The sequence below is a fragment of the Variovorax sp. 01N429 genome (assembly GCF_056399425.1).
On the sequence record NZ_JBFTRG010000009.1, the window covers coordinates 125,261 to 146,065 of the forward strand.

Genomic DNA, 20,805 nt, shown 5'->3' on the forward strand with positions numbered 1-20,805 from the left:
TTTAGCTCAACCGCCCAGATAGGCGTCCTGCACCTTTGGGTTGCCGAGCAGTTCGCGGCCGCTGCCTGCCAGCACGATCTTTCCCGTTTCGATGACATAAGCGCGTTCGGCGATCTTGAGTGCTTGCCGCACGTTCTGCTCGACCAGGAAGATCGTCAGTCCCGCCTTATTGATCTCGCGCAGCGTGCGGAAGATGTCCTGCACGATGATCGGCGCGAGGCCCATCGACGGTTCGTCGAGCAGCAGCACGCGTGGCTTGGCCATCAGCGCGCGGCCGATCGCGAGCATCTGCTGTTCACCTCCCGACAGATTGCCCGCCAGGCCGTCGGCCCGCTCCTTCAGCCGAGGAAAGAGCGAGTAGATGTGGTCCAGATCGTCAGCGCGTTGCGCGCGGCCATCGCGCCGCGTATAGGCCCCGAGTTCGAGGTTTTCGCGCACCGTCAGCGTCGTGAGCGTGGCGCGCCCTTCGGCCACCTGCACCATGCCCGCGCCGACGATCTTGTGAGGCGAGAGATTGGTGAGGTCCTGCCCATCGAGCACGACGCGTCCCGCGGCCTTCTTCACGAGGCCCGACAGCGCCAGCAGCGTCGTCGACTTGCCCGCGCCATTGGCGCCGACCAGCGTGGTGATCTGGCCTTCATGCAACTCGAAGTCGATGCCTTTGACGGCCTCGATGTGGCCGTACGCGACATTGAGCCCTTCGACCTTCAGCAGAGGTGTCGCGCTCATGGAGAGACTCCCTCGTTCGTCGCTTCGTCCTCTTCGCGTCCGAGGTAGGCCTCGATCACCTGGGGGTCGTTGCGGATGTGGTCGGGGTCGCCACGCGAAATGATGCGGCCGAAGTTCAGCACGGCGATGTGCTCGCAAAGTCCCATCACGAAACGCATGTCGTGTTCGATCATGAAGATGGTGTAGCCGCGGGCCGAGATATTGCGGATCTCGTGCATCAGGTCGGTTTTCTCGGTGCTGTTCATGCCGGCGACAGGCTCGTCCAGCAGCAGCAGCTTGGGGTCCGTCGCAAGCGCGCGTGCGAGTTCGAGCTTGCGCTGGTCGCCGTACGAAAGGTTGTCGGCCACGTCTTCGCCCTTGTGGTCGAGCTTGACCCATGAGAGCAATTCGCGAGCTCTGTCGCGCGCGCGCCGTTCTTCGCTGCGGAAGAGGCCCGACGATGCGAGCAGGCCGAAGGGCCCATAGCGCAAGTTCGCATGCATCCCAACCATCACGTTTTCGAGCAGCGACATCTCCTTGAAGATGCGGATGTTCTGAAAAGTGCGAGCGATGCCGCCGCGCGTGATCTGGTAGGGCTTGAGCCCGGCGAGATCGCGTCCTTCGAACCGGATCGTGCCGCCCGTGGTGGGCAGCAGTCCCGTCGTGAGATTGAACACGGTGGTCTTGCCGGCGCCGTTGGGACCGATGAGTCCGAACACGCCGCCTTCTGGGATTTCGAGGTTCACGTCCTGCAGAACCTTGAGTCCCCCGAAGTGACGTGAAACGCCATCGAGCGTAAGCAGCGGCGCCGTCATGCTGTAACCCCCTTGCGTCCAAACCATTGGCGGAAGCGCGCGGGGTCCCAGATGCCCTTGGGCAGGAACAGCACGATCAGCACCAGGATCACGCCGTTCAGCACGAGCCGGAAATCGCCGAATGCACGCAGCGCTTCGGGCAAGATCGTCAGGATCACGCCGCCGAGCACGGGCCCGGTCAGGCCGTTGATGCCGCCCAGCACCGTCATCGTCAGGATGTCGACTCCGCGGTCGAAGCCGTATTCGTTCGGTCCGATGAAGAAGGTGAGGTGCGCGTTGAGCACGCCCGCCAGGCCGGCGATCGCGGCGCCCAGCACGAAGGCCAGCATCTTGTGCCCGCCGACGTCGATGCCCATCAGGCCGGCGGCGGTTTCGTCTTCCTTGATGGCTTCGAAGGCGCGGCCGATTTTTGAGCGGCGCATGCGCCATAGGCCCAGCAGCACGAGCACCACCGCCAAGCCGACATGCCACCATTGCGTGGATTGAGGGATGCCATTCAGGCCCAGCGCACCGCCCGTGAGCGATTCAGCATTGAGCACGATGATGCGCACCACTTCGCCGAAGGCCAGCGTGGCCATGGCGAGGTAGACGCCAGACAGCCGCAGCGTCGGCTTGCCGATGACGAACGCCGTGAGGGCTGGCGCCGCCATGCCTGCTGCGATAGCAACGGGGAAGGGCACGCCGTAGGTCATGGTGAGGATCGCCGAGGTGTAGGCGCCGATTCCCATGAATGCGGCATTGGCCATCGCGAGCATGCCGCACGAAAGCGTGAGCCAGATCGACAATGCCAGCAGCGCGTTCGTGCCCAGCGTGAGAACCAGATTGCTGTAGACCGACCAGAGATTGTCCAAAGCGCTCATTTGGAAACCTCCGCGCTGCGCGCTGCGGAGCGAGCTTGCTTGAAGCGGTTCGGCGCGGCGCTCATACCTTGCGCTCCTGCACGGTGCCGAAGAGGCCCTTCGGCCGCACGAGCAGCACCAGGAAAAGCAGGCCGAAAGCGACCGCGTCGCGCATGGTCGAACCGATGTAGGCCACCGACAGCACTTCTGCGAAGCCGAGGAAGAGCCCGCCGAGCATTGCGCCTCGAATATCGCCCATGCCGCCCAGGATGATCACTGCAATGCCCTTGTGCAGCATCGGCTGCCCCATGAGCGGAAACACGGCATTTGAATAGAGGCCAATCAGCACGCCAGCAAGTCCGCCGAGCGCGGCCGCCGCGAACGAGGTCAGATAGAACAGCCCTTCGACATTGATGCCGAGTAGGTGGGCCGCCTTGGGCGATTCGGCGATGGCGCGCAGGGCGCGGCCGAGCTGCGTGCGCTTGAGCGCGACCATGAGCACCGCCATCAGCACGAAGGACAGCAGGATGATGCCGAGCTCCAGCGCGGTGAGATGGATGCCGGCGAGATCCAGCGATTCACCCGACACCACACCTGCCGGAAAGCGCACGTTCTGCGCACCGAACAGGCCCTGTGTGCCGTTGTTGAGAATGATGGCCACCCCAATCGTCGCGATCATGGGAATCAGGTGAGGTGCGTTGCGAGCCCGAAGCGGCCTGAGCACCAGGAAGTCGATCAGCAGCCCGAGAAGCCCGCAAAACACGAACGCAAACAGCAGCCCGGCCCAAAGAGGCAAATCGAATCGCGCCATGGCCTGCACGGCCGCATAAGCGCCCACCATGAAAACCGCGCCGTGCGAAAGATTGATGACGCCAAGCACCCCGAAAATCAGCGTGAAGCCCAGCGCAAAAAGCGCATAGACACACCCCAGGGAAAGTGCATTGACAAGTTGCTGTTCAAGCATGGAATTTCTATCCAGAAGAAAGCGGGGCCGCCCAAAGGCGGAGATCCCCGCTATTCGTGAAACACCGCGGAACCGGCTATGCCGGGCCGCTGGTGTTGCCCCCGGCAGGGGGTAGGCGAAGCGACACGAAGTGCGCGAAGCCTGGGGGCGAGCTCTACTTCGTGATGACGAATTCGTTGCCCTTCGTCACGCTGACGATGGGCAACTGCTGCGCGTCATAGCCGGCGGGCTTGCCGCTCTTGTCGTTGGCACGGCGGAACTGGAATGCGCCGGTCGCGCCGGTCCACTTCACGGCAGGCAGCGCGTCCCGCACGGCGGCACGGTCAGCCGGGAGGTTGCCCGTGACCTTGACGTTCTTGAGCGCCTGGGCGGCGATGTACATCGCGTCGTACGCTTGGGCGGCGAACTGGTCCGGCGCCGTCTTGTACTTCTCGGTGTAAGCCTTGATGAACTTGGTGTTCTCCGGCGTCGCATTGCTGGCCGACCATGGGCTGCCCACGTACAGGTTGTCGGATTGGCCCTTGGCCAGTTCGAAGACCTTGACCGAATTCATGCCGTTGCCGCCGATGATCGGCACGTTAAGCCCCAGTTGGCGGGCCTGCACCATGATCGGCGCGCCCTCGGCGAGCAGTGCGGACAGCACGATCGCGTCGGCGCCGCTGGCCTTGATCTTCGTCAGCTGCGCCTTGAAGTCGACGTCGCCCTTGGCGAATGTCTCGGTCGTGGTGACGGGGATCTTCAGGTCATCGAGCGCCTTCTTGAAGTTGTCATAGCCGCTCTTGGTGAACACGTCGTCGTTGCCATAGAGCACGGCGACCTTCTTGATGCCGGCGTTCTTCACGGCGGTCTTGATGGTCTCGGGCAGCACGTCGGCTTCGGTTACCGAGTTGCGGAAGACGTAGTCGCCGATGGAGGTAATGCCGTCAGCCGTGTTGGACGTGCCGAAAGCCACCGTCTTTCCAGCCTGGGCGATCGGGTCGGCGGCTTGCGCGGAGTTCGACAGCGTCGGGCCGAAGACCATCAGGACCTGGTCCTGGAAGATCAGCTTCTTGAAGACGTTGATGGCCTCTTCTTTCTTGCCCTGCTCGTCGGCGACGACGAGATCGATCTTGTTGCCGTTGATGCCACCGGCAGCGTTGATTTCTGCGGCAGCGAGTTCGAAGCCGTTGCGAATGGCGACGCCGTACTGGGCTGCGCCGCCCGACAGGGCTTCGGCCACGCCGATCTTCAGGTCGGCGGCCTGGGCGGCCGTGCCAAAAGCGGCAAAGGCAGCAAATGCGGCGCCTGCGAGCAGCGAAGTCTTGAACGAGAGTTGTCTCATCAGATGGTTCTTTCAGGGAACGGGTGGAACGGGGGCGGCCATTTTAAAGGCCGGTGGTAACCAGTTCCTACAATTGGCTCCCTTGTTTGTCTCTCGTTTTCCTGGAGTCTCGTTCGATGCGGCGTCGTTTTCTGATTCAACGTGGAGGGATCGCCGGTGTGCTGGCAGCCGGCATCGCGCCAGCGGTGCATGCGCAGGCCGTGACACGTTGGCGCCTTGCGTCGAGCTTCGCGCCGCCCTTCGACATCCTCCTGGGTGCGGCCCAGAGCTTTGCCCGCAAGGTCGGCGAAATGAGCGGCGGCAGATTCCAGATCGACGTTCATGCCGCAGGCGAACTGATGTCGCCGCTGGGCGTGCTCGATGGCGTGGAGCGAGGAGCGATCGAGGCTTGCCATACGTCGGGAGCCAATTTCTTCGCAAAAAACCCGGCGTTTGCATTCGGCGCGGCGATCCCGTTCGGCATGAACGTACGGCAGCTCGCTGCCTGGATGAATGAAGGCAACGGTCTGAAGCTCACACGTGAATTTCATGCCGGGTTCAACGCGATCAACTTTCCATGCGGGAGTGCCGGTGCGCAGCAGCTCGGCTGGTTTCGCAAGGAGATCAGGGATGTGCAGGACTTCAGAGGCCTGAAGGTCCGCACGAGCGGTTTGGCCGGGCGAATCTTCGCGCGCCTTGGAGCCAGCCCTCAGGAGCAGGCCGGCGCCGCCGTCGGCGCGGCCATAGGAACGAGCCCTTATGACGACCAGAAAAGCGGCGTTGCCAAGGGGGTGCGCCATGCCTATTTCCCCGGCTGGTGGGCTGGCGCCCTGCAGCTCGACCTCCTGGTCAATCAGAAGGCATTCGATGCGCTGTCTGCCGATCACAAAGCCATCGTGCAGGCGGCGAGCGCATCGGTAAATTCCGAGGTCCTCGCCAAGTACGATGCGCGAAACCCGGCGGCGATCCGGCAGTTGACCGGGGCCGGGGCATTGTTCAAGCCCTTTCCGCGGCGCGTGATCGACGCAGCATTCAAGGCATCGATGGATGTCTGCAGCGAACTCAGTGGCTCGGATGCCTTCTGGAAGAAGATCCACGGCGACTACCGCGCATTCCAGAAGGAGCAACTCTTCGGAGACCGCTTCCTCGCGTCACCGTTCGACACCTATATGCAATCCGCGAAGCTGTAGGTCGAAGCACGGTGTCGCCATAATGGCAGATGCCTTCGAGCCTGCCGCCAAGCACGCCATTCAGCGCCTCGGGCGTGCCGCATTCGATCGACTCCCCGGCCATGCGCAGTGCGGGCCGTGAATTGCTATCCCTTGCGCTGATCGACGCGCGAAACCATACGCTGCATCTCCTGTCGCTGTACGAACAGGCGCTCGGCTCCGCGGCGCTCGTGGTGCCGCAGGAAGAGGGCATCGATCCGCCCGTCTGGCTCGCGGGTCACATCGGCTGGTTCGCGGAATGGTGGATCGCGCGCAATACGCAGCGCGCTTTCGGCCTCCAGTGTCCGGTTCGTCCCACGCGGCTCGCGGCCATCGAACCGAATGCCGACGGTTGGTGGAATCCTTCGCAGATCGATCGGCCGGAGCGCTGGTCCGCCGACATGCCCGACTTGGCGCAGACCAAGTCCTATCTGCTCGAAACGCTCGAAAGCACTCTGGAGTTGCTCGAGCACGCGGCTGAGACGGATGCGGGTCTTTATTTTTATCGGCTCGCATTGTTCCATGAGGATCTTCGCGGCGAGCAACTCGTGGTGATGGCGCAGACGCTCGGGCTGCCCCTGGGCGTCGAATTTCCGGCCTCTGCCGTGACTCGTGAACCGCTGCTCGTTCCGGCGACTTCGTGGGAACTCGGACAACCGGATGCGGGCTTCATCTTCGCGCAGGAAGGCGGCATGCAGCGCGTCGACGTTCCTGAATTCGAGATTGACGCCCAGCCATTGACGTGGAGCCAGTACGTCGAGTTCGTCGATGACGGCGGCTACGACCGGCCGGAGTTCTGGCGCCCGGAGGGCCTGCAATGGCTCGCAGCCCAGACCGAAGGCCGGCGCGGCCCGCGGCACGTCGAGCAGATCGGCGCCGCGCACCACGGCAGCGGTGGCTCTGTGCTGCGGCAGCATTTCGGCAGGACCATGCGTGCGGCAGGCAGCCACAGCGTGGTGCATGTGAGTTGGTGGGAGGCCGACGCCTATGCGCGATGGGCGGGTCGGAGGATCGCGACCGAAGTCGAATGGGAGATTGCCGCTCACACTGCGACGCGCCGCGGCTTCCGCTGGTCGGACGTGCACGAGTGGACCGCGGGCACGCTCCAGCCATGGCCCGGCTTTCACGTCGATCCTTGGAGCGAAGGCGGTCCGTTCGATCCGCGGCCTGCATTCGGCAAGGCCAGAGTGCTGCGCGGCGCTTCGTTCGCGACCCGGGCGCGAATGCGATCGCCGAAGCGAAGGGGCGTCGCGCTGCCGGACCGCGACGATGGATTTTTCGGTTTCAGGACTTGCGCCATCTGACCCACTCACAGGAGTCTCCAACCATGAAAGCAGCCGTGCTCGGCGAATTCGGCAAGCCCCTCGTCATCGAGGACATTCCCGTGCCCGAGCCGCAGGCCGGTGAGGTGCTTATTGAAGTGCTTGCCTGCGGCGTGTGCCATTCCGATCTGCACATCGTCGAAGGCGACCAGCCCGGATTCCGTGCGCACACCAAGCCGCGCGTCGTGCCCGGGCATGAGGTCGTCGGAAGGGTCGTGCGCATCGGGGACGGAGTGACGGAGCTTCGCGAAGGCGATCGCATCGGCGTTCCATGGCTCTACCGCGCTTGCGGTAAATGCGAGCAATGCCTGGAAGGCAATGAGAACCTGTGTCGCAAGGGATCGGCAGTGACCGGCATGTCCGTCGACGGCGGCTTTGCGCAATTCATGTGCGCGAATGCGGCCTACGCGGTCCGCATCCCCGATGCATTGAGCGACGAGCAGGCAGCGCCGCTGCTCTGCGCCGGCGTGACGAGCTATCGCGCGCTCAAGAAAGCAAATATCTCTCCGAAGCAGCGCGTGGCGGTGTTCGGTATTGGGGGGCTCGGGCATTTGGCCGTTCAGATCGCGCGTTCGATGGGCGCCGAAGTCTTCGCGCTCGATGTGAGCGACGCGAAGCTCGATCTGGCTCGCGAACTGGGCGCGGATCACGCGTTGAACGCGGCGGATCCCGAAGCCCTGGCGATGATCCGCAAGAAGGGTGGCGCACATGTGGCTGCCGTTACTTCGGCCGCTCACCCGGCTTATGACGCGGCGATGACGATCCTTCGCCCGGGCGGCACTGTTTGCGTCATCGGCCTGCCGTCGGATCCTCTGCGATTCCACGCTCTGGCGCTTGTCGGCAGCGAAGCGCACATCGTCGGGTCGGCTGTCGGCACGCGCGAAGATCTGCGCGCGGTGCTTGATCTCGCAGCCCGGGGCGAATTGCATTGCCGCGTGGAAACGAGCCCGCTTTCGAGGGTCAATGAAGTCTTTGACGCCATGCGCAGCGGCAGCATTGCGGGTCGCGTCGTGCTGGACCCACGAAGCTAGAGCTAAAGCGCCCGCACTCAACGGTCCATGGGCAAGTAAAGGCTTTCCTTCACTTCTTCCATCACGACGTAGCTGCGTGATTCGGCAGTCACCGGCAGTTTCTTCAGCAGGCTGCCGAGCAGGTCGCGATAGTCGCTCATGGCCCGAAGGCGCGCCTTGATGAGGTAGTCGAAGCCACCCGACACCAGATGGCATTCCATGACCTCCGGCACCAGCAGCAGCTCCTGCCTGACCTTGTCGAACACGTCGCCTGATTTTGAAGAAAGCGTGACTTCGACGAACACCAGAAGCGTCTTTCCGATCGCTTGAGGATTCACGCGGGCGTAGTAGCCGGTGATCACGCCTCCGCGCTCCAGGCGGCGAACGCGCTCGGAGCAAGGGGAGGTGGAGAGGCCGATCTGCTCCGCCAGATCCGTCATCGAGATTCGGCCTTGCCGCTGCAGCACATCCAGGATTTTCCTGTCGGTACGGTCGAGTTCCATCATTCACTCCTTGCAGGCCCCTGGACGATCTTCGGGCGGCAAAAATCGCTGCGTTGGCGCCAAATTTCAGCGAAGTTTATGGCATATGAAGCAATAAGCTTTCAGCATATCCTGGATGAATGAGGTCTTGCAATGAAAGTGATCGTTCTCGGCGGTGGCGTGATTGGCGTCACGACAGCCTATTACCTTGCACGCTCCGGCGCCGAGGTGACGCTTGTCGATCGCCAGGACGGCCCGGCGCAGGAAACCAGCTTTGCCAACGCCGGCCAGGTATCCCCCGGCTACTCGACACCTTGGGCGGCGCCGGGCATTCCCCTCAAGGCGCTGAAGTGGATGTTCCAGAAGCACGCACCGCTGTCGATTCGGCCCGATGGCTCGTTGTTTCAACTCCGCTGGATGGCCGCCATGCTCAAGAACTGCTCGCCCGAGCGCTATGCCGTCAACAAGGAACGCATGATGCGCGTGGCCGAATACAGCCGCGATTGCCTGCGTGAGCTGCGCGCGGAGACGGGCGTGAGTTACGAGCACCGCACGCAGGGCACCCTTCAGCTATTCCGCACCCAGGCGCAACTCGATGCCGTGCAGCGCGACCTGGCAGTGCTCGAGGAATGCGGCGTGCCTTATCAATTGCTCGACCGAAGCCAACTGACCAGCGTCGAACCAGCGCTGGCGCGCACGGGCGATCTGCTCGTGGGTGGCCTGCGCCTGCCGAACGATGAAACTGGCGACTGCAATCTCTTCACGCAAGGACTGGCCGCGGTTGCGCGCGGGCTGGGCGTGAATTTCCGCTTCGGCCAATCGGTCGAAGGGCTCGCCACCGAAAGCGGACGCATCACTGGCGTACGCCTTGCTGGCGCGAACCCGGAAGTCCTCACGGCCGACCGCTATGTGCTCGCCTTCGGCAGCTATTCGCGTGACTTCATCGCGCCGCTCGGCCTGGACCTTCCCGTTTACCCGGTCAAAGGTTATTCGCTGACAGTGCCACTGGTCGATCCCGCGCTGGCGCCGCAATCCACCGTGCTCGACGAGACCTACAAGGTCGCGGTCACACGTTTCGACGATCGAATTCGCGTCGGCGGAATGGCCGAGCTGGGCGGGTTCGACTTGCGGCTGAATCCAAACCGCCGCGAGACGCTGGAGCGCGTGATCACTGATCTCTTCCCTTGTGGCGATCTGCCCCGCGCCACCTTCTGGACAGGGCTCCGGCCAATGACGCCCGACAGCACGCCCATCATCGGCGGCACGTCGTACGGGAACCTGTTTCTCAACACGGGGCACGGTACGCTGGGCTGGACCATGGCCTGCGGCTCCGGCAAGCTCGTGGCCGACCAGGTGATGGGCCGCCGCCCGGACATTCGCACGGATGGTCTTTCGGTCGATCGCTATCTCGCACCTGACTCGCGCGGCGGGCGGCTTGCGCACCCTGCGGGCTTGCCTGCCTGACATCACGCCGTGACGGAATTGAAGTACAACCAGTCGCATGAGCCTCAACGTTCCAGACATCGTCGCCCTGTTCGAATCCAAGGGCCATGCCCAATATGACGGCGAGCCCGTCACACAGCTCCAGCATGCGTTGCAGACAGCCCATCTGGCCGAGCAGGCGGGGTCGGACAGCGCCTTGATCACCGGGGCGCTGCTTCACGATCTGGGGCATCTTCTGCACGACTTCGGCGGCACACCCACGCGACAAGGGTTGGACGATCTGCATCAATACCGTTGCTTGCCCTTTCTCCGCTCGCTGTTCAGTCCTGCAACGCTCGAGCCGATCCGGTTGCACGTGGACGCCAAGCGATTCCTGTGCGCAAGGGTCGAGGGCTATCACGCGTCGCTGTCTGCCGACTCCCGGCGCAGCCTGGTGCTGCAGGGTGGCGTCTTCGATGATGCTCAAGCGCGGGCCTTCGAGGCACTGCCGTATGCCGGCGACGCCGTGCGCCTGAGGCAGTGGGACGACGCTGCCAAGTCGGCAGATGCCGAAGCGCCTTCGTTGGCGCACTTCGTTCGTCACATGGAATCCTGCTCGACCGAGCATCGGAGCGCGCCGCTGCGCACATGACCTCCCAGGTCATCGACCGCCTGCGCTGTCCCGGCGACCATTCCCTCACCCCGCGACGTTGCGGGTGTTGAACACCGAAAGGAATCGCCATGAACACCGCCATCCCCGATGCCCAACATGTGGCCGAGAACTACATCGCCGTGTGGAATGAAACGGACGAATCGCGTCGCCTGGACCTGCTCGAGACGCACTGGACCGACGATGCGCGCTACGTTGACCCTGTCGCACAAGGCAGCGGACGCGCGCAGATCAGCGCCTTGATCGGCGTGGTGCATCGGCGCTATCCGGGCTTTCGTTTCGCGCTCAAGGGCCGGCCCGACGGCCACGGCGATCAAATGCGCTTTTCGTGGACGCTCGGCCCGAGCGGCGCGGACGACCTGATCGAAGGCACTGACTTCGTGCAACTCGAAGCAGGCAGGCTGCAGTCGGTCACCGGCTTCCTGGACAAGGTGCCCGCGGCCGCTTGAGTCGCTAGACGCCGGCCGAGGTCGCCTGCTCGAGTTCTCGCCGGATCGCCGCTGCGCTTTCGGGGCGCACGAGTCTGGCGAGTTCCTTGCCTTCGCGCATGAAGATCAGCGTGGGCCAGAGCTTGACCCGGAACGAGCGCCCCAGGGGTCGCCCGCTGCCGTCTTCGATCTTGAGGTGGCGCAGCGGTGGCGCCCCGGTGAGGGCTTCCGAAATCAGCGGCTGCGCTGCCTTGCAGAAGCCGCACCAGTCGGTGCCGAATTCGACCAAGGTCAGGCCAGGGAGTGCGTCGACTTCAGCGCGTGAAGGTGCAACGGTCGCATAGCTTTGGTTCATTCGTGTGATTCTGCTCGACCGGCAAAAACCGCGCTCGCGGCATCGCTGGCGGGCAAGGATCAGCTCAGCAGTCTTCCGTTGGCGCTGATCACGGCAACGTCCACGAACTGATTGCCTTCGCGGTTGCTGCGTCCGAAGTTGATCTTCACGCCGCCGAGGTCGTAGCCCTCGATGTGCTCCAGCCCCGCGATCACGGCTGCGCGCGTGGGCGAAGGACCGGCGCGGCGCAGGCCTTCGGCAAGTACGGCAGCGTCCATGTAGCCTTCGAGGCTCGGCAGCGAAAACTCCTTGGAGCCGTTGGCCAGCATGTCCGCCTGATAGCGGCGGACGATTTCGAACTTGGTCGCGAAGGGCGAGGGCACCACCATGGCAAAGCCCAAGCCGTGCGCAAGTTCGCCCATGGCGCCGAGCGAGCCTGCGGTGATCGATAGGCCATAGGCGCTGCTCTTGCCGCCGGCGGCGCGCAGGGCGCGAACGAAGGCGGGCGCTGTGCCTGCGAGGCCGATGATGACGATCTGCGGCGCTGCTTCGGCGATCTGCTTGGCGGCGGGGTCGACTTCCATGCTGGTCGTGCTCGGCGTGCTGGCGATCACGGCAGGTTCGATCTTGGCCTTGGCGAGCGCCGCCTTGAAGCCCGCGAGCAGCGACTGGCCCAGCGGATCGTTCGAATACACGAGGCCGATGCGTGATTGCCCGAGCACGGCCGCAGTGGCGACGAGCTTTTCGATCTCCTGGTCATAGTTCGCGCGGACCCAGAAGGTGTTCGGCGCCGCTTTCTTGCGCAGCGAGACGGTGCCTGTGTTGGGGCCGACAACGGCCATGCCGGGGACGGCGTCGCTCACTTCGGCCGTCTGGCGCGTGCCGAGCGGATGCACCATCGCGAGCACCGAGCTGTCCGCCGCGAAGGCGAGGGCGTTGGCCTTCGCGTTCTCGGGCTTGAACTGGTCGTCGGCCATCACCAGTTCCACCTTCGTGCCGTTGATCCCGCCAGCGCGGTTCAGTGCATTGAAGTAGGCGCTCGACCCGAGGAAAAGTCCTGTTCCGTTCGCCTTTTCGACGCTGCTGTTGTCGAAAGTCGCTCCGACACGGATGGCCTTCGCCTGCGCAAATGCGGGAAAGCCAAGGCCGACTGCAACCGCAGCGCCCGTCAGGCGGCCGAGCACTTGGCGTCGCGTGGGCTTCGGCGACACGGAAAAGGTACGGGCCTCGGATGCGCTCATGGTCAACTTCCCAGTCGTGCCGCCGGAAGGCGTGCAATTGTTTTTAACAACTGCTGACAATAGCAACTAAATGTAAAGCGGTCACTACCTCGGGTAGGTTGAACCTGCGCCGGTGTGGCAAACAACACGAAGTCTGCCCAGGTGGGCTGAGCGTGTTTCAGCGGCTGCCTTTTCAGCTCAAGCGGCGGCTGCGTGTCAGCTTGCGGTAGACGGTCGCGCGACTGATGCCCAGTGCACGGGCCGCTTCGGCGACGTTGCCGCGCGCCTCGTCCACTGCCTTGCGGATCAGCGCGGTTTCGACGTCGCGCAGCCGCGGTCGGCTCGTTCCGCCCGGCGCATGAAGCGTGCGCGCGCTCGTCAGCTGAGCCCGAGCCTGCACGCGCAAACCCGACCAGAGCGGCACTTCAAGCATCGCTTCGCCACGTCGTGCCGCGTCAAAAAGCATTTGCGGCGGCAGCGCGAAGAGATCGTGGCAGTTCAAGAGCGGCCCGGCCGCCAGTGGCCGATGCAGCATGTGGCGGGCGGCAGCATTGGCGCCGGTCACGTTTCCGTCGGCATCGATGCACAAGAGCCCTTCGGTGTCGGCGCCCGTGGGACACCCCGGCCAGCCGATATGAAGCAGCAGCTCGCAAGGATGATGCTGCAGCAACCCGTTCTCAATGCTGCGCGCCGACAGCGCCGCCAAATGCCGAAGCTCCGGCCGCTCGACGACCTGCACGCCTGTCAGATCCAACATGCCGATGCATTCGCCCTGTGGCCCGAACAGCGGCGCACCCGCGCAGCTGTAGATGCTGGTGTCTTCGAAGAAGTGTTCGCCGCGATGCAGCCAGACAGACTCATGCTCGGCCAAGGCGGCGCCGATGGCTGTGGTGCCCACGGCGCTTTCAGAAAGATCGACCCCGATGCGGGCGATGTCACGGGCGCGGCGGGCGGATTCGTCGCTGCCGCCGGGAAGATCGCCGACGTCGACAACGATGCCATCCGCGTCGGTGAGGATCGCGAAATACCGCGTGTCCGCAATGGCGCGCGACAGCCGATCGAGTACCGGCCGTGCCGCGGCGACCAGGGCGCAATTGCGTTCTGCCACTCGACGCGCTGCCGGTGCGGAGACGGGATCGAAACTCACACGTTGCCGCGGCTGGTGCCCGGCGTCCAGGCAGCGCTGCCATGATCGCAAAAGCCACGGCTCGATGCGCGTTGCGGGCGAGCTGGAACTCGGCATCGGCTCACGATCGATCCATTCGCGTCTCGCCTGGGCGATGGAAAGGGAACGCTCGGGTGCGGGCGAAGCGGCTTGGACGGTCATCGTGTGGGGCGGGCTGAATCGGCCCAGGTTGCGGATTCGCCGGAGAGGCGAGAGGGGCGAGCTGTTTCATTTTGAGAATTTCAGGGAGATCGTGCAAGCGCATAGGGTTTTGCCTAGGGTTGCGGTCAGGTCCGACGTCCAAGATTCGGTGGCTGAAAACAGCCATCACCTTCCAACGGAGACAGCCAAATGCAGGTTTCATTCACGGTCAACGGGCGCGAGGTCACGGTCGACGCTCCCCCCAACACGTTCCTCGTCCAGGCGATCCGCGAGCACCTTCATCTGACCGGCACGCATGTCGGTTGCGACACGGCCCAATGCGGCGCATGCACGATCCACGTGAACGGCCGGGCCGTCAAGTCGTGCAACGTGCTGGTTGCCCAGGTGGCGGGCGCCCAACTCACGACCATCGAAGGGATCGCCCAGCCCGATGGCACGATGCATCCCATGCAGGCCGCCTTCAAGGAGTGCCACGGCCTGCAATGCGGTTTCTGCACCCCCGGCATGGTGATGAGCGCCATCGACCTGTGCACTTACCACCCCAACTCCAGCGAGGCGGAAATCCGCGAACTGCTCGACGGCAATCTCTGCCGCTGTACGGGCTACCAGAACATCGTCAAGGCGGTGCAGATGGGCGGCGAGGCCATGGCGGCCGCACCCGCCAAGGCAACGGTCACCGCCTGAGGAGAACGACATGGGTGCATCCGACTTCTCCAACCTGCCGCACATCGGCGAGGCACTTCGGCGCAAGGAAGACTATCGCTTTCTGACCGGCGCTGGCCAATACACCGATGACGTGACCATGGCCAACCAGGCCCACGCCGTGTTCCTGCGTTCGCCGCATGCGCACGCGAAGATCACGTCCATCGACATCGATGCCGCTTCGAAGATGCCCGGTGTGGTCGGCATCTTCAGCGGCAAGGACATTGACGGAAAGATGGGCGGACTGCCCTGCGGTTGGCTCATCAACAACCCCGACGGCACGCCGATGAAGGAGCCACCGCATCCGATCCTCGCGATCGGCAAGGTGCGCTACGTCGGCGACCACGTTGCGATGATCGTGGCCGAGACGGTCGAGCAGGCCAAGAATGCCGCCGAGGCGATCGTGGTCGAGTACGAGGAGTTGCCGGCACTCGTGAGCGTGGGCGACGCCGCCAAAAAGCAGAGTGGCGTGACCATTCATGAACAGGCGCCCGACAACCAGTGCTACAAGTGGGCGATCGGTGACAAGGCGGGCGTCGACGCGGCATTTGCGAATGCAGCGCACGTCACCAAGCTTGATCTCATCAACAACCGGCTCGTGCCCAATCCGATCGAGCCGCGCGTCGCCATCGGCAATTACAGCCGCGCGAACGAGGAATACACGCTATACGTCTCCAACCAGAATCCACATGTCGAGCGGCTGCTGATGACGGCTTTCGTGCTGGGCTTGCCCGAGCACAAGGTGCGCGTGATTGCGCCGGACGTGGGCGGAGGCTTCGGCTCCAAGATCTATCTGTATGCCGAGGACGTGTGCCTCACCTGGGCCGCGAAGCAACTCAATCGCAGCATCAAGTGGACGGGTGAGCGTTCGGAATGCTTCCTGTCCGACGCGCATGGTCGCGACCATGTCAGCCACGCCGAAATGGCAATGGACGCGCAAGGCAAATTCCTGGCGATGCGGGTGCACACGGATGCCAACCTGGGTGCCTACCTGTCGACGTTCTCGACGGCCGTGCCCACCATCCTTTACGCGACGCTGCTCGCGGGCCAATACACGACGCCGCAGATTTACGTCGAAGTCGATGCGTGGTTCACCAACACGGCGCCGGTCGATGCCTATCGCGGAGCGGGCCGGCCCGAGGCCACCTACCTGCTCGAACGATTGGTGTCGCGCTGCGCCTGGGAAATGAACCTGGGACAGGACGAGATCCGCAAGCGCAACTTCATCACGAGCTTTCCCTACCAGACGCCAGTGGCGCTTCAGTACGACACGGGCGACTTCCATGCCTGCATGGACAAGGCGAAGACGCTGGCCGACGTCGCCGGTTTCGCGCAGCGCAAGTCCGCCAGCGAGGCGAAGGGCAAGCTGCGGGGCATCGGCTATTCAAGCTACATCGAAGCTTGCGGCATCGCGCCTTCGAACATCGCCGGTGCGCTCGGCGCACGCGCGGGGCTGTTCGAGTGTGGCGAGATCCGCGTGCATCCCACCGGCAGCGTGACGGTCTTCACCGGCTCGCACAGCCACGGGCAGGGCCATGAGACCACGTTCGCCCAGGTGGTCGCGGCTCGCCTGGGCATCGCGGTCGATGCGGTCGATGTGGTGCACGGCGACACGGGCCGCGTGCCCTTCGGCATGGGCACCTACGGCTCGCGCTCGATCTCGGTCGGCGGCGCTGCGATCATGAAAGCGCTCGACAAGATCGAAACCAAGGCCAAGAAGATTGCGGCGCACCTCATGGAAGCGAGCGACGCAGACATCGAGTTCGCCAACGGCGAGTTCACCGTCAAGGGCACCGACAAGAAGATCCCCTTCGGGCAAGTGGCGCTGACGGCCTACGTGCCGCACAACTATCCGCTGGACAAGCTCGAGCCCGGCCTCAACGAAACCGCGTTCTACGATCCGACCAACTTCACCTTCCCCGGAGGCACCTACATCTGCGAAGTCGAGATCGACAAGCAGACCGGCGAGGTCAAGGTCGACCGCTTCACGGCCGTGGACGATTTCGGCACCATCATCAATCCGATGATTGTCGAAGGGCAGGTGCTCGGCGGACTCGTACAGGGCATCGGGCAGGCGCTGATGGAAAACTGCGTCTACGACAACGAGACGGGCCAGTTGCTGACGGGCAGCTTCATGGACTACGCCATGCCCCGTGCGGAAGACTTTCCGACTTTCAAGCTCGACACCGTGTGCACGCCTTGCACGCACAACCCGTTGGGCACCAAAGGCTGCGGCGAGGCCGGCGCGATCGGCTCGCCACCGGCGGTGATCAATGCGGTGCTCGACGCGCTGGCGCCGCTCGGCGTCAAGGACTTCGATATGCCGGCTTCGCCCCATCGAGTCTGGGAAGCAATGCAAAAGGGAAGCGTAAGCCCGACTCAGCAGCCTCAGCAACCCTCGCTCGCCGCCAGTACGCAAGGCCGTCCGGCCCCCTGATCACAGAAGGAAGAAAACACCATGTATGCCTTCACACTCGAACGCCCCACGACTCTGGCGGATGCGGTCAAGCTCGCAGCCGCGGGTGCCAAGCCGCTGGCCGGCGGGCAGACTCTGCTTGCTTCGATGAAGCTGCGCCTTTCGGCGCCGGAGCAACTCGCCGACCTGAGCGGCGTCCAGGAACTCACCGGCATCAGCAAGGCTGGCGATGCCCTGGTGATCGGTGCGATGTCACGTCACCTGGATGTGGCGAACAACGCCGACGTCCGGGCTTCCTTCCCGGCGCTGGCTTGGCTGGCCGCGCACATCGGCGACCGGCAGGTGCGTGCCATGGGCACCATCGGCGGCTCGGTCGCCAACAACGATCCGGCCGCGTGTTATCCCGCGGCGGTGCTGGCGACGGGCGCCACTGTCGTCACCACGCAGCGCGAGATTGCGGCGGACGACTTCTTCCAGGGCCTCTTCACCACTGCACTGACGGACGGCGAGCTGATCAAGGCGATCCGTTTTCCGATCCCGAAGCGCGCGGCCTATGAAAAGATCCGCCAGAAGGCATCGAACTTCCCGCTCGTCGGCATCTTCGTCGCGCAGTACGACGCCGGCGTGCGCGTCGCGGTGACCGGTGCCGGCAACGGCGTGTTCCGCCACACGGGGCTCGAGCAGGCTCTGACCAAGAGCTTCACGCCGGAAGCCGCAGCCGGCGTGAAGATCGACGCGAGCGATCTCAACAGCGATCTGCACGCTTCGGCCGCCTACCGCGCGAATCTCATTGGTGTTCTCACGCAGCGAGCAGTCGCGAAGGCGCTCGGATAAGCTTTCGCGATGACCGACATCACGCCTGCAGCGACCGCACCCTTCTCCACCATTGACGCGGTCGTGCAGGCGCTCCAGGGCGCCGGGTACTACGCTGACAGGCGTCTTGCGACGGCGGTGTTCCTGGCGCTGCGGCTGCAGCGACCGCTTCTGCTGGAAGGCGAGCCCGGCGTGGGCAAGACCGAACTGGCGAAAGCCCTGTCGACCGCGCTGCAGCGCGAACTGCTGCGCCTGCAGTGCTATGACGGGCTCGAGCAGCGCGAGGCGCTCTACGAATGGAACTACGCGGCCCAATTGCTGCACATGCGTGCGGCGGAAGCGCAAGGTATCTCGACCGATGTCGAATCCGAGGTCTACCAGCCGCGCTATCTCATCCGACGGCCACTGCTGCAGGCGCTGCAGGCGCCCGCACCCGGAGCGGTCCTGCTCGTGGACGAGGTCGATCGCGCGGACGAGCCCTTTGAGGCCTTTCTGCTCGAATACCTGGGCGAGTATCAGGTCAGCATTCCCGAACTCGGAACCGTGCGAGCCCTGGTTTCGCCGGTCACCATCCTGACCAGCAACCGCACGCGCGAGCTCAACGATGCGGTCAAGCGGCGCTGCCTCTATCACTGGCTCGACTATCCCGAGCGAGAGCGTGAGCTGGCGATCGTGCGGGCTCAGGTGCCGCAGGCCAGCAGCGTGCTTTCAGAGCAGGTGGCCGCCTTCGTCGGCCGCTTGCGCAGTGCGCCGTTCGCGAGCGCATTCCAGCGTGGTCCCGGCATCGCCGAAAGCGTTGAGTGGGCCAAGGCGCTCGTCGCGCTGGACACCATCGAACTCGATCCCGAGATCGTCGTCGACACGGCGGGCATCCTCTTCAAGCAGCGTGACGATGTTGCGGCGCTGACGCATGAATTGGCATCGGACCTTCTCAAGCCCCAGGAAGAGGCGGCACCTTGACCGACGGTGTGGTTCACCAGCTCGGCGATGCTCGAAAGGGCAAGCTTGCAGGCAACATGCTGGGCTTTGGCCGGGCATTGCGGCGCGCTGGCGTGCGCACTGATTCGATGCGCATCGCGCTCGCCGCCGAAGCGGCCACGCTCGTCGGTGTGGAAAGCCGCTTCGATCTTGCTGCCGCCATCGAATCCGTGATGATCAGCCGCGAGGAAGATCGGCTGGTGTTCCGCGAGCTGTTCGACGCGTGGTTTCGCGATCCCGAACTGGCCAACAAGCTGCTGGCCCAGATGCTGCCGACCGCGGAAGGCAAGGCGGAGCCTTCGAAGAGCCGCCCGCGCGTTCGCGAGGCGCTCGCCGCGCCGCGCGATACCGTGCGTCCTGTGCAGAACGATCGCGAGGTTGATTTCGACGCGGCGATGACGGCGAGCGATCGATCGCGCGTCCACCATGCCGACTTCAACGCACTCGGCGCTGCGGAGTACCGGCTGGTGGAGCGCCTGGCGCGCGACGTTGCCCTGCCGATTCCGACGCTGCCCGCCCGTCGCTTGCGCGCTACCGGCGATGCAGGCGCCCATTCGCGCATGCATTGGCCTGGCGTGCTGCACGAGGCTGCGCGCACCGGCGGAGAAATCCTTCGACTGCCGAGATGGGCGCGGCGCAAGCAGCCGTTGCCGTTGCTGGTCCTGGTGGATGTGTCGGGCTCGATGGAGCGCTACGCCAGATTGCTCCTCGCCTTTCTCCACGCTGCGACCCGGCGTTCGGGACGGCGCGATGTCTTCGCTTTCGGCACCCACCTGACCGACCTGACGCCGGCCTTCCGCATTGCCGATACCGATTCGATGCTCGCGACGGCGAGCGACGCCATCGACGATTTCGCGGGCGGCACGCGCCTGGGTGAATCGCTTGCCGAACTGCGGCGCCGGCACGCGCGCCGGCTGACCGGACGTCGCACGCTGGTGCTCGTGATCAGCGACGGCCTGGACACCGGCGAGCCCGAGACGCTGGAAAGCGAACTGCTTTGGCTCAAGCGCCATTCGCGGCGCATCTTGTGGCTGAACCCGTTGATGCGCTACGAGGGCTACGCTCCCCTTGCGCGCGGTGCGGCCATGTTGCACCGCCATGCGGATGCGATGCTCGCGGTCCACAATCTCAGTGCCCTCGAACAACTGGCGACGAGCCTCGCCGCTCTCATGCGGTCCGGCCGGTAACAGTCGCCACCGCCCCGCTTCTAACTCTAAGGAAGAACCACCATGGAAATGCTCGGCAACCGCAAGCTCGGCATCACGCAGCAACAAGCCTGGGAGGCGCTCAACGATCCCGAGACGCTGAGGAAATGCATCCCCGGCTGCGACAAGTTCGAGCTGACCGGCGACAACCAATACAGCGTTGCGTTGGCCGTCAAGGTGGGTCCGGTGTCGGCCAAGTTCAACGGCAAGGTCACGCTGGCCGACATCACCCCGCCGGACAGCTACAAGCTTTCTTTTGAAGGGCAGGGCGGCGTAGCCGGTTTCGCCAAAGGATCGTCGAGCGTTTCGCTCAGGCCCGTCGCCGACAACGGCGAAGGCTGCGAACTCGACTACACGGTGCAAGCGCAGGTGGGCGGCAAGATCGCGCAACTGGGCCAGCGCCTGATCGACGGTGCCGCCAAGTCGACCGCCGACGATTTCTTCAAGCGCTTCGAGGCTGAGATGCAAAGCCGTTATGGCCCACCTCCTGAAGCTGTGGCGGCGGACGCACCCCCGGCAGAAGAAAAGAAGGGCGCGATGGCCGGATTCATGCAGAAGCTTGGCTTCGGCAAGAAGTCAGATGGAGACGCCGACACAGAAGAAAAGCCGGCCGACTGAGGCGGTCCGGAAAGCGAGACACGA

At 64.2% G+C, this 20,805-nt stretch carries 21 protein-coding genes; 12 read left to right on the plus strand and 9 right to left on the minus strand.

Features of this window, described 5'->3' with window-relative positions:
* Positions 1-6: 6 nt before the first annotated feature.
* The 5 genes from AC1DSF_RS17520 to AC1DSF_RS17540 all read right to left on the minus strand — a co-directional run bounded on the left by AC1DSF_RS17520 (position 7) and on the right by AC1DSF_RS17540 (position 4,647).
* The gene (locus AC1DSF_RS17520; protein ID WP_478125715.1) at positions 7-729 is read right to left on the minus strand and encodes an ABC transporter ATP-binding protein; all 723 of its coding nucleotides are present in this window, start codon (positions 727-729) and stop codon (positions 7-9) included.
* Complete coding sequence (locus AC1DSF_RS17525; RefSeq protein ID WP_478125716.1) at positions 726-1,523, minus strand: ABC transporter ATP-binding protein; 798 nt, start codon at positions 1,521-1,523, stop codon at positions 726-728. Before AC1DSF_RS17525 ends, AC1DSF_RS17520 begins: the two co-directional genes overlap by 4 nt.
* Entirely contained in the window at positions 1,520-2,383 is an 864-nt protein-coding gene (locus AC1DSF_RS17530; protein ID WP_478125717.1) for a branched-chain amino acid ABC transporter permease, read from the minus strand. Before AC1DSF_RS17530 ends, AC1DSF_RS17525 begins: the two co-directional genes overlap by 4 nt.
* 61 nt (positions 2,384-2,444) lie before the next feature.
* Positions 2,445-3,326 carry a branched-chain amino acid ABC transporter permease gene (locus AC1DSF_RS17535; RefSeq protein WP_478125718.1) on the minus strand — a complete coding sequence of 294 codons (882 nt, stop codon included), beginning with the start codon at positions 3,324-3,326 and terminating at the stop codon, positions 2,445-2,447.
* A 154-nt stretch (positions 3,327-3,480) separates the two neighbouring features.
* Entirely contained in the window at positions 3,481-4,647 is a 1,167-nt protein-coding gene (locus AC1DSF_RS17540; protein ID WP_478183171.1) for an ABC transporter substrate-binding protein, read from the minus strand.
* A gap of 116 nt (positions 4,648-4,763) precedes the next feature.
* On the opposite strand from AC1DSF_RS17540, the gene AC1DSF_RS17545 reads away from it, so the two are divergent.
* Genes AC1DSF_RS17545 through AC1DSF_RS17555 form a run of 3 tightly spaced genes read left to right on the plus strand, consistent with a single transcriptional unit; the run spans position 4,764 to position 8,187 of the window.
* Positions 4,764-5,816 (plus strand): TRAP transporter substrate-binding protein, encoded by a 1,053-nt coding sequence (locus AC1DSF_RS17545; RefSeq protein ID WP_478183172.1) that lies wholly within the window; start codon positions 4,764-4,766, stop codon positions 5,814-5,816.
* Between the two features lie 29 nt (positions 5,817-5,845).
* Positions 5,846-7,138: an SUMF1/EgtB/PvdO family nonheme iron enzyme gene (locus AC1DSF_RS17550; protein WP_478183173.1), complete on the plus strand. Its 1,293-nt coding sequence runs from the start codon at positions 5,846-5,848 to the stop codon at positions 7,136-7,138.
* Between the two features lie 23 nt (positions 7,139-7,161).
* A complete protein-coding gene (locus tag AC1DSF_RS17555) occupies positions 7,162-8,187 on the plus strand; it encodes an alcohol dehydrogenase catalytic domain-containing protein (protein WP_478183174.1) in 1,026 nt (341 codons plus the stop codon).
* 17 nt (positions 8,188-8,204) lie between these two features.
* Here the strand turns inward: AC1DSF_RS17555 and AC1DSF_RS17560 are convergent, their stop codons facing one another.
* Positions 8,205-8,672 (minus strand): winged helix-turn-helix transcriptional regulator, encoded by a 468-nt coding sequence (locus AC1DSF_RS17560; protein WP_478125723.1) that lies wholly within the window; start codon positions 8,670-8,672, stop codon positions 8,205-8,207.
* Positions 8,673-8,801: 129 nt separating this feature from the next.
* Here AC1DSF_RS17560 and AC1DSF_RS17565 point away from each other — a divergent pair, with 129 nt between their 5' ends.
* The 3 genes from AC1DSF_RS17565 to AC1DSF_RS17575 all read left to right on the plus strand — a co-directional run bounded on the left by AC1DSF_RS17565 (position 8,802) and on the right by AC1DSF_RS17575 (position 11,189).
* Positions 8,802-10,112, plus strand: coding sequence for a D-amino acid dehydrogenase (locus AC1DSF_RS17565; RefSeq protein ID WP_478183175.1), 1,311 nt, complete (start codon positions 8,802-8,804; stop codon positions 10,110-10,112).
* Between the two features lie 37 nt (positions 10,113-10,149).
* Positions 10,150-10,722, plus strand: a complete 573-nt coding sequence (locus tag AC1DSF_RS17570) for a phosphonate degradation HD-domain oxygenase (protein WP_478125725.1) — start codon at positions 10,150-10,152, stop codon at positions 10,720-10,722.
* A gap of 89 nt (positions 10,723-10,811) precedes the next feature.
* Positions 10,812-11,189 (plus strand): nuclear transport factor 2 family protein, encoded by a 378-nt coding sequence (locus AC1DSF_RS17575; protein ID WP_478125726.1) that lies wholly within the window; start codon positions 10,812-10,814, stop codon positions 11,187-11,189.
* Positions 11,190-11,193: 4 nt separating this feature from the next.
* On the opposite strand, the gene AC1DSF_RS17580 is transcribed toward AC1DSF_RS17575, so the two are convergent.
* The 3 genes from AC1DSF_RS17580 to AC1DSF_RS17590 all read right to left on the minus strand — a co-directional run bounded on the left by AC1DSF_RS17580 (position 11,194) and on the right by AC1DSF_RS17590 (position 14,049).
* Positions 11,194-11,523 (minus strand): thioredoxin family protein, encoded by a 330-nt coding sequence (locus AC1DSF_RS17580; RefSeq protein WP_478125727.1) that lies wholly within the window; start codon positions 11,521-11,523, stop codon positions 11,194-11,196.
* A gap of 59 nt (positions 11,524-11,582) precedes the next feature.
* Complete coding sequence (locus tag AC1DSF_RS17585) at positions 11,583-12,743, minus strand: ABC transporter substrate-binding protein (RefSeq protein ID WP_478125728.1); 1,161 nt, start codon at positions 12,741-12,743, stop codon at positions 11,583-11,585.
* A 172-nt stretch (positions 12,744-12,915) separates the two neighbouring features.
* Positions 12,916-14,049, minus strand: coding sequence for a helix-turn-helix domain-containing protein (locus AC1DSF_RS17590; RefSeq protein WP_478183176.1), 1,134 nt, complete (start codon positions 14,047-14,049; stop codon positions 12,916-12,918).
* Positions 14,050-14,238: 189 nt separating this feature from the next.
* Here AC1DSF_RS17590 and AC1DSF_RS17595 point away from each other — a divergent pair, with 189 nt between their 5' ends.
* Genes AC1DSF_RS17595 through AC1DSF_RS17620 form a run of 6 tightly spaced genes read left to right on the plus strand, consistent with a single transcriptional unit; the run spans position 14,239 to position 20,781 of the window.
* The gene (locus AC1DSF_RS17595) at positions 14,239-14,733 is read left to right on the plus strand and encodes a (2Fe-2S)-binding protein (RefSeq protein WP_478125730.1); all 495 of its coding nucleotides are present in this window, start codon (positions 14,239-14,241) and stop codon (positions 14,731-14,733) included.
* Between the two features lie 10 nt (positions 14,734-14,743).
* Positions 14,744-17,188, plus strand: coding sequence for a xanthine dehydrogenase family protein molybdopterin-binding subunit (locus tag AC1DSF_RS17600; protein WP_478145104.1), 2,445 nt, complete (start codon positions 14,744-14,746; stop codon positions 17,186-17,188).
* A 21-nt stretch (positions 17,189-17,209) separates the two neighbouring features.
* Positions 17,210-18,001: an FAD binding domain-containing protein gene (locus AC1DSF_RS17605; protein WP_478125732.1), complete on the plus strand. Its 792-nt coding sequence runs from the start codon at positions 17,210-17,212 to the stop codon at positions 17,999-18,001.
* Between the two features lie 9 nt (positions 18,002-18,010).
* Entirely contained in the window at positions 18,011-18,940 is a 930-nt protein-coding gene (locus AC1DSF_RS17610) for an AAA family ATPase (protein ID WP_478125733.1), read from the plus strand.
* A 56-nt stretch (positions 18,941-18,996) separates the two neighbouring features.
* The gene (locus AC1DSF_RS17615) at positions 18,997-20,145 is read left to right on the plus strand and encodes a vWA domain-containing protein (RefSeq protein ID WP_478183194.1); all 1,149 of its coding nucleotides are present in this window, start codon (positions 18,997-18,999) and stop codon (positions 20,143-20,145) included.
* 42 nt (positions 20,146-20,187) lie between these two features.
* Positions 20,188-20,781 carry a CoxG family protein gene (locus AC1DSF_RS17620; protein ID WP_478125734.1) on the plus strand — a complete coding sequence of 198 codons (594 nt, stop codon included), beginning with the start codon at positions 20,188-20,190 and terminating at the stop codon, positions 20,779-20,781.
* The last annotated feature ends 24 nt before the right edge of the window (positions 20,782-20,805 follow it).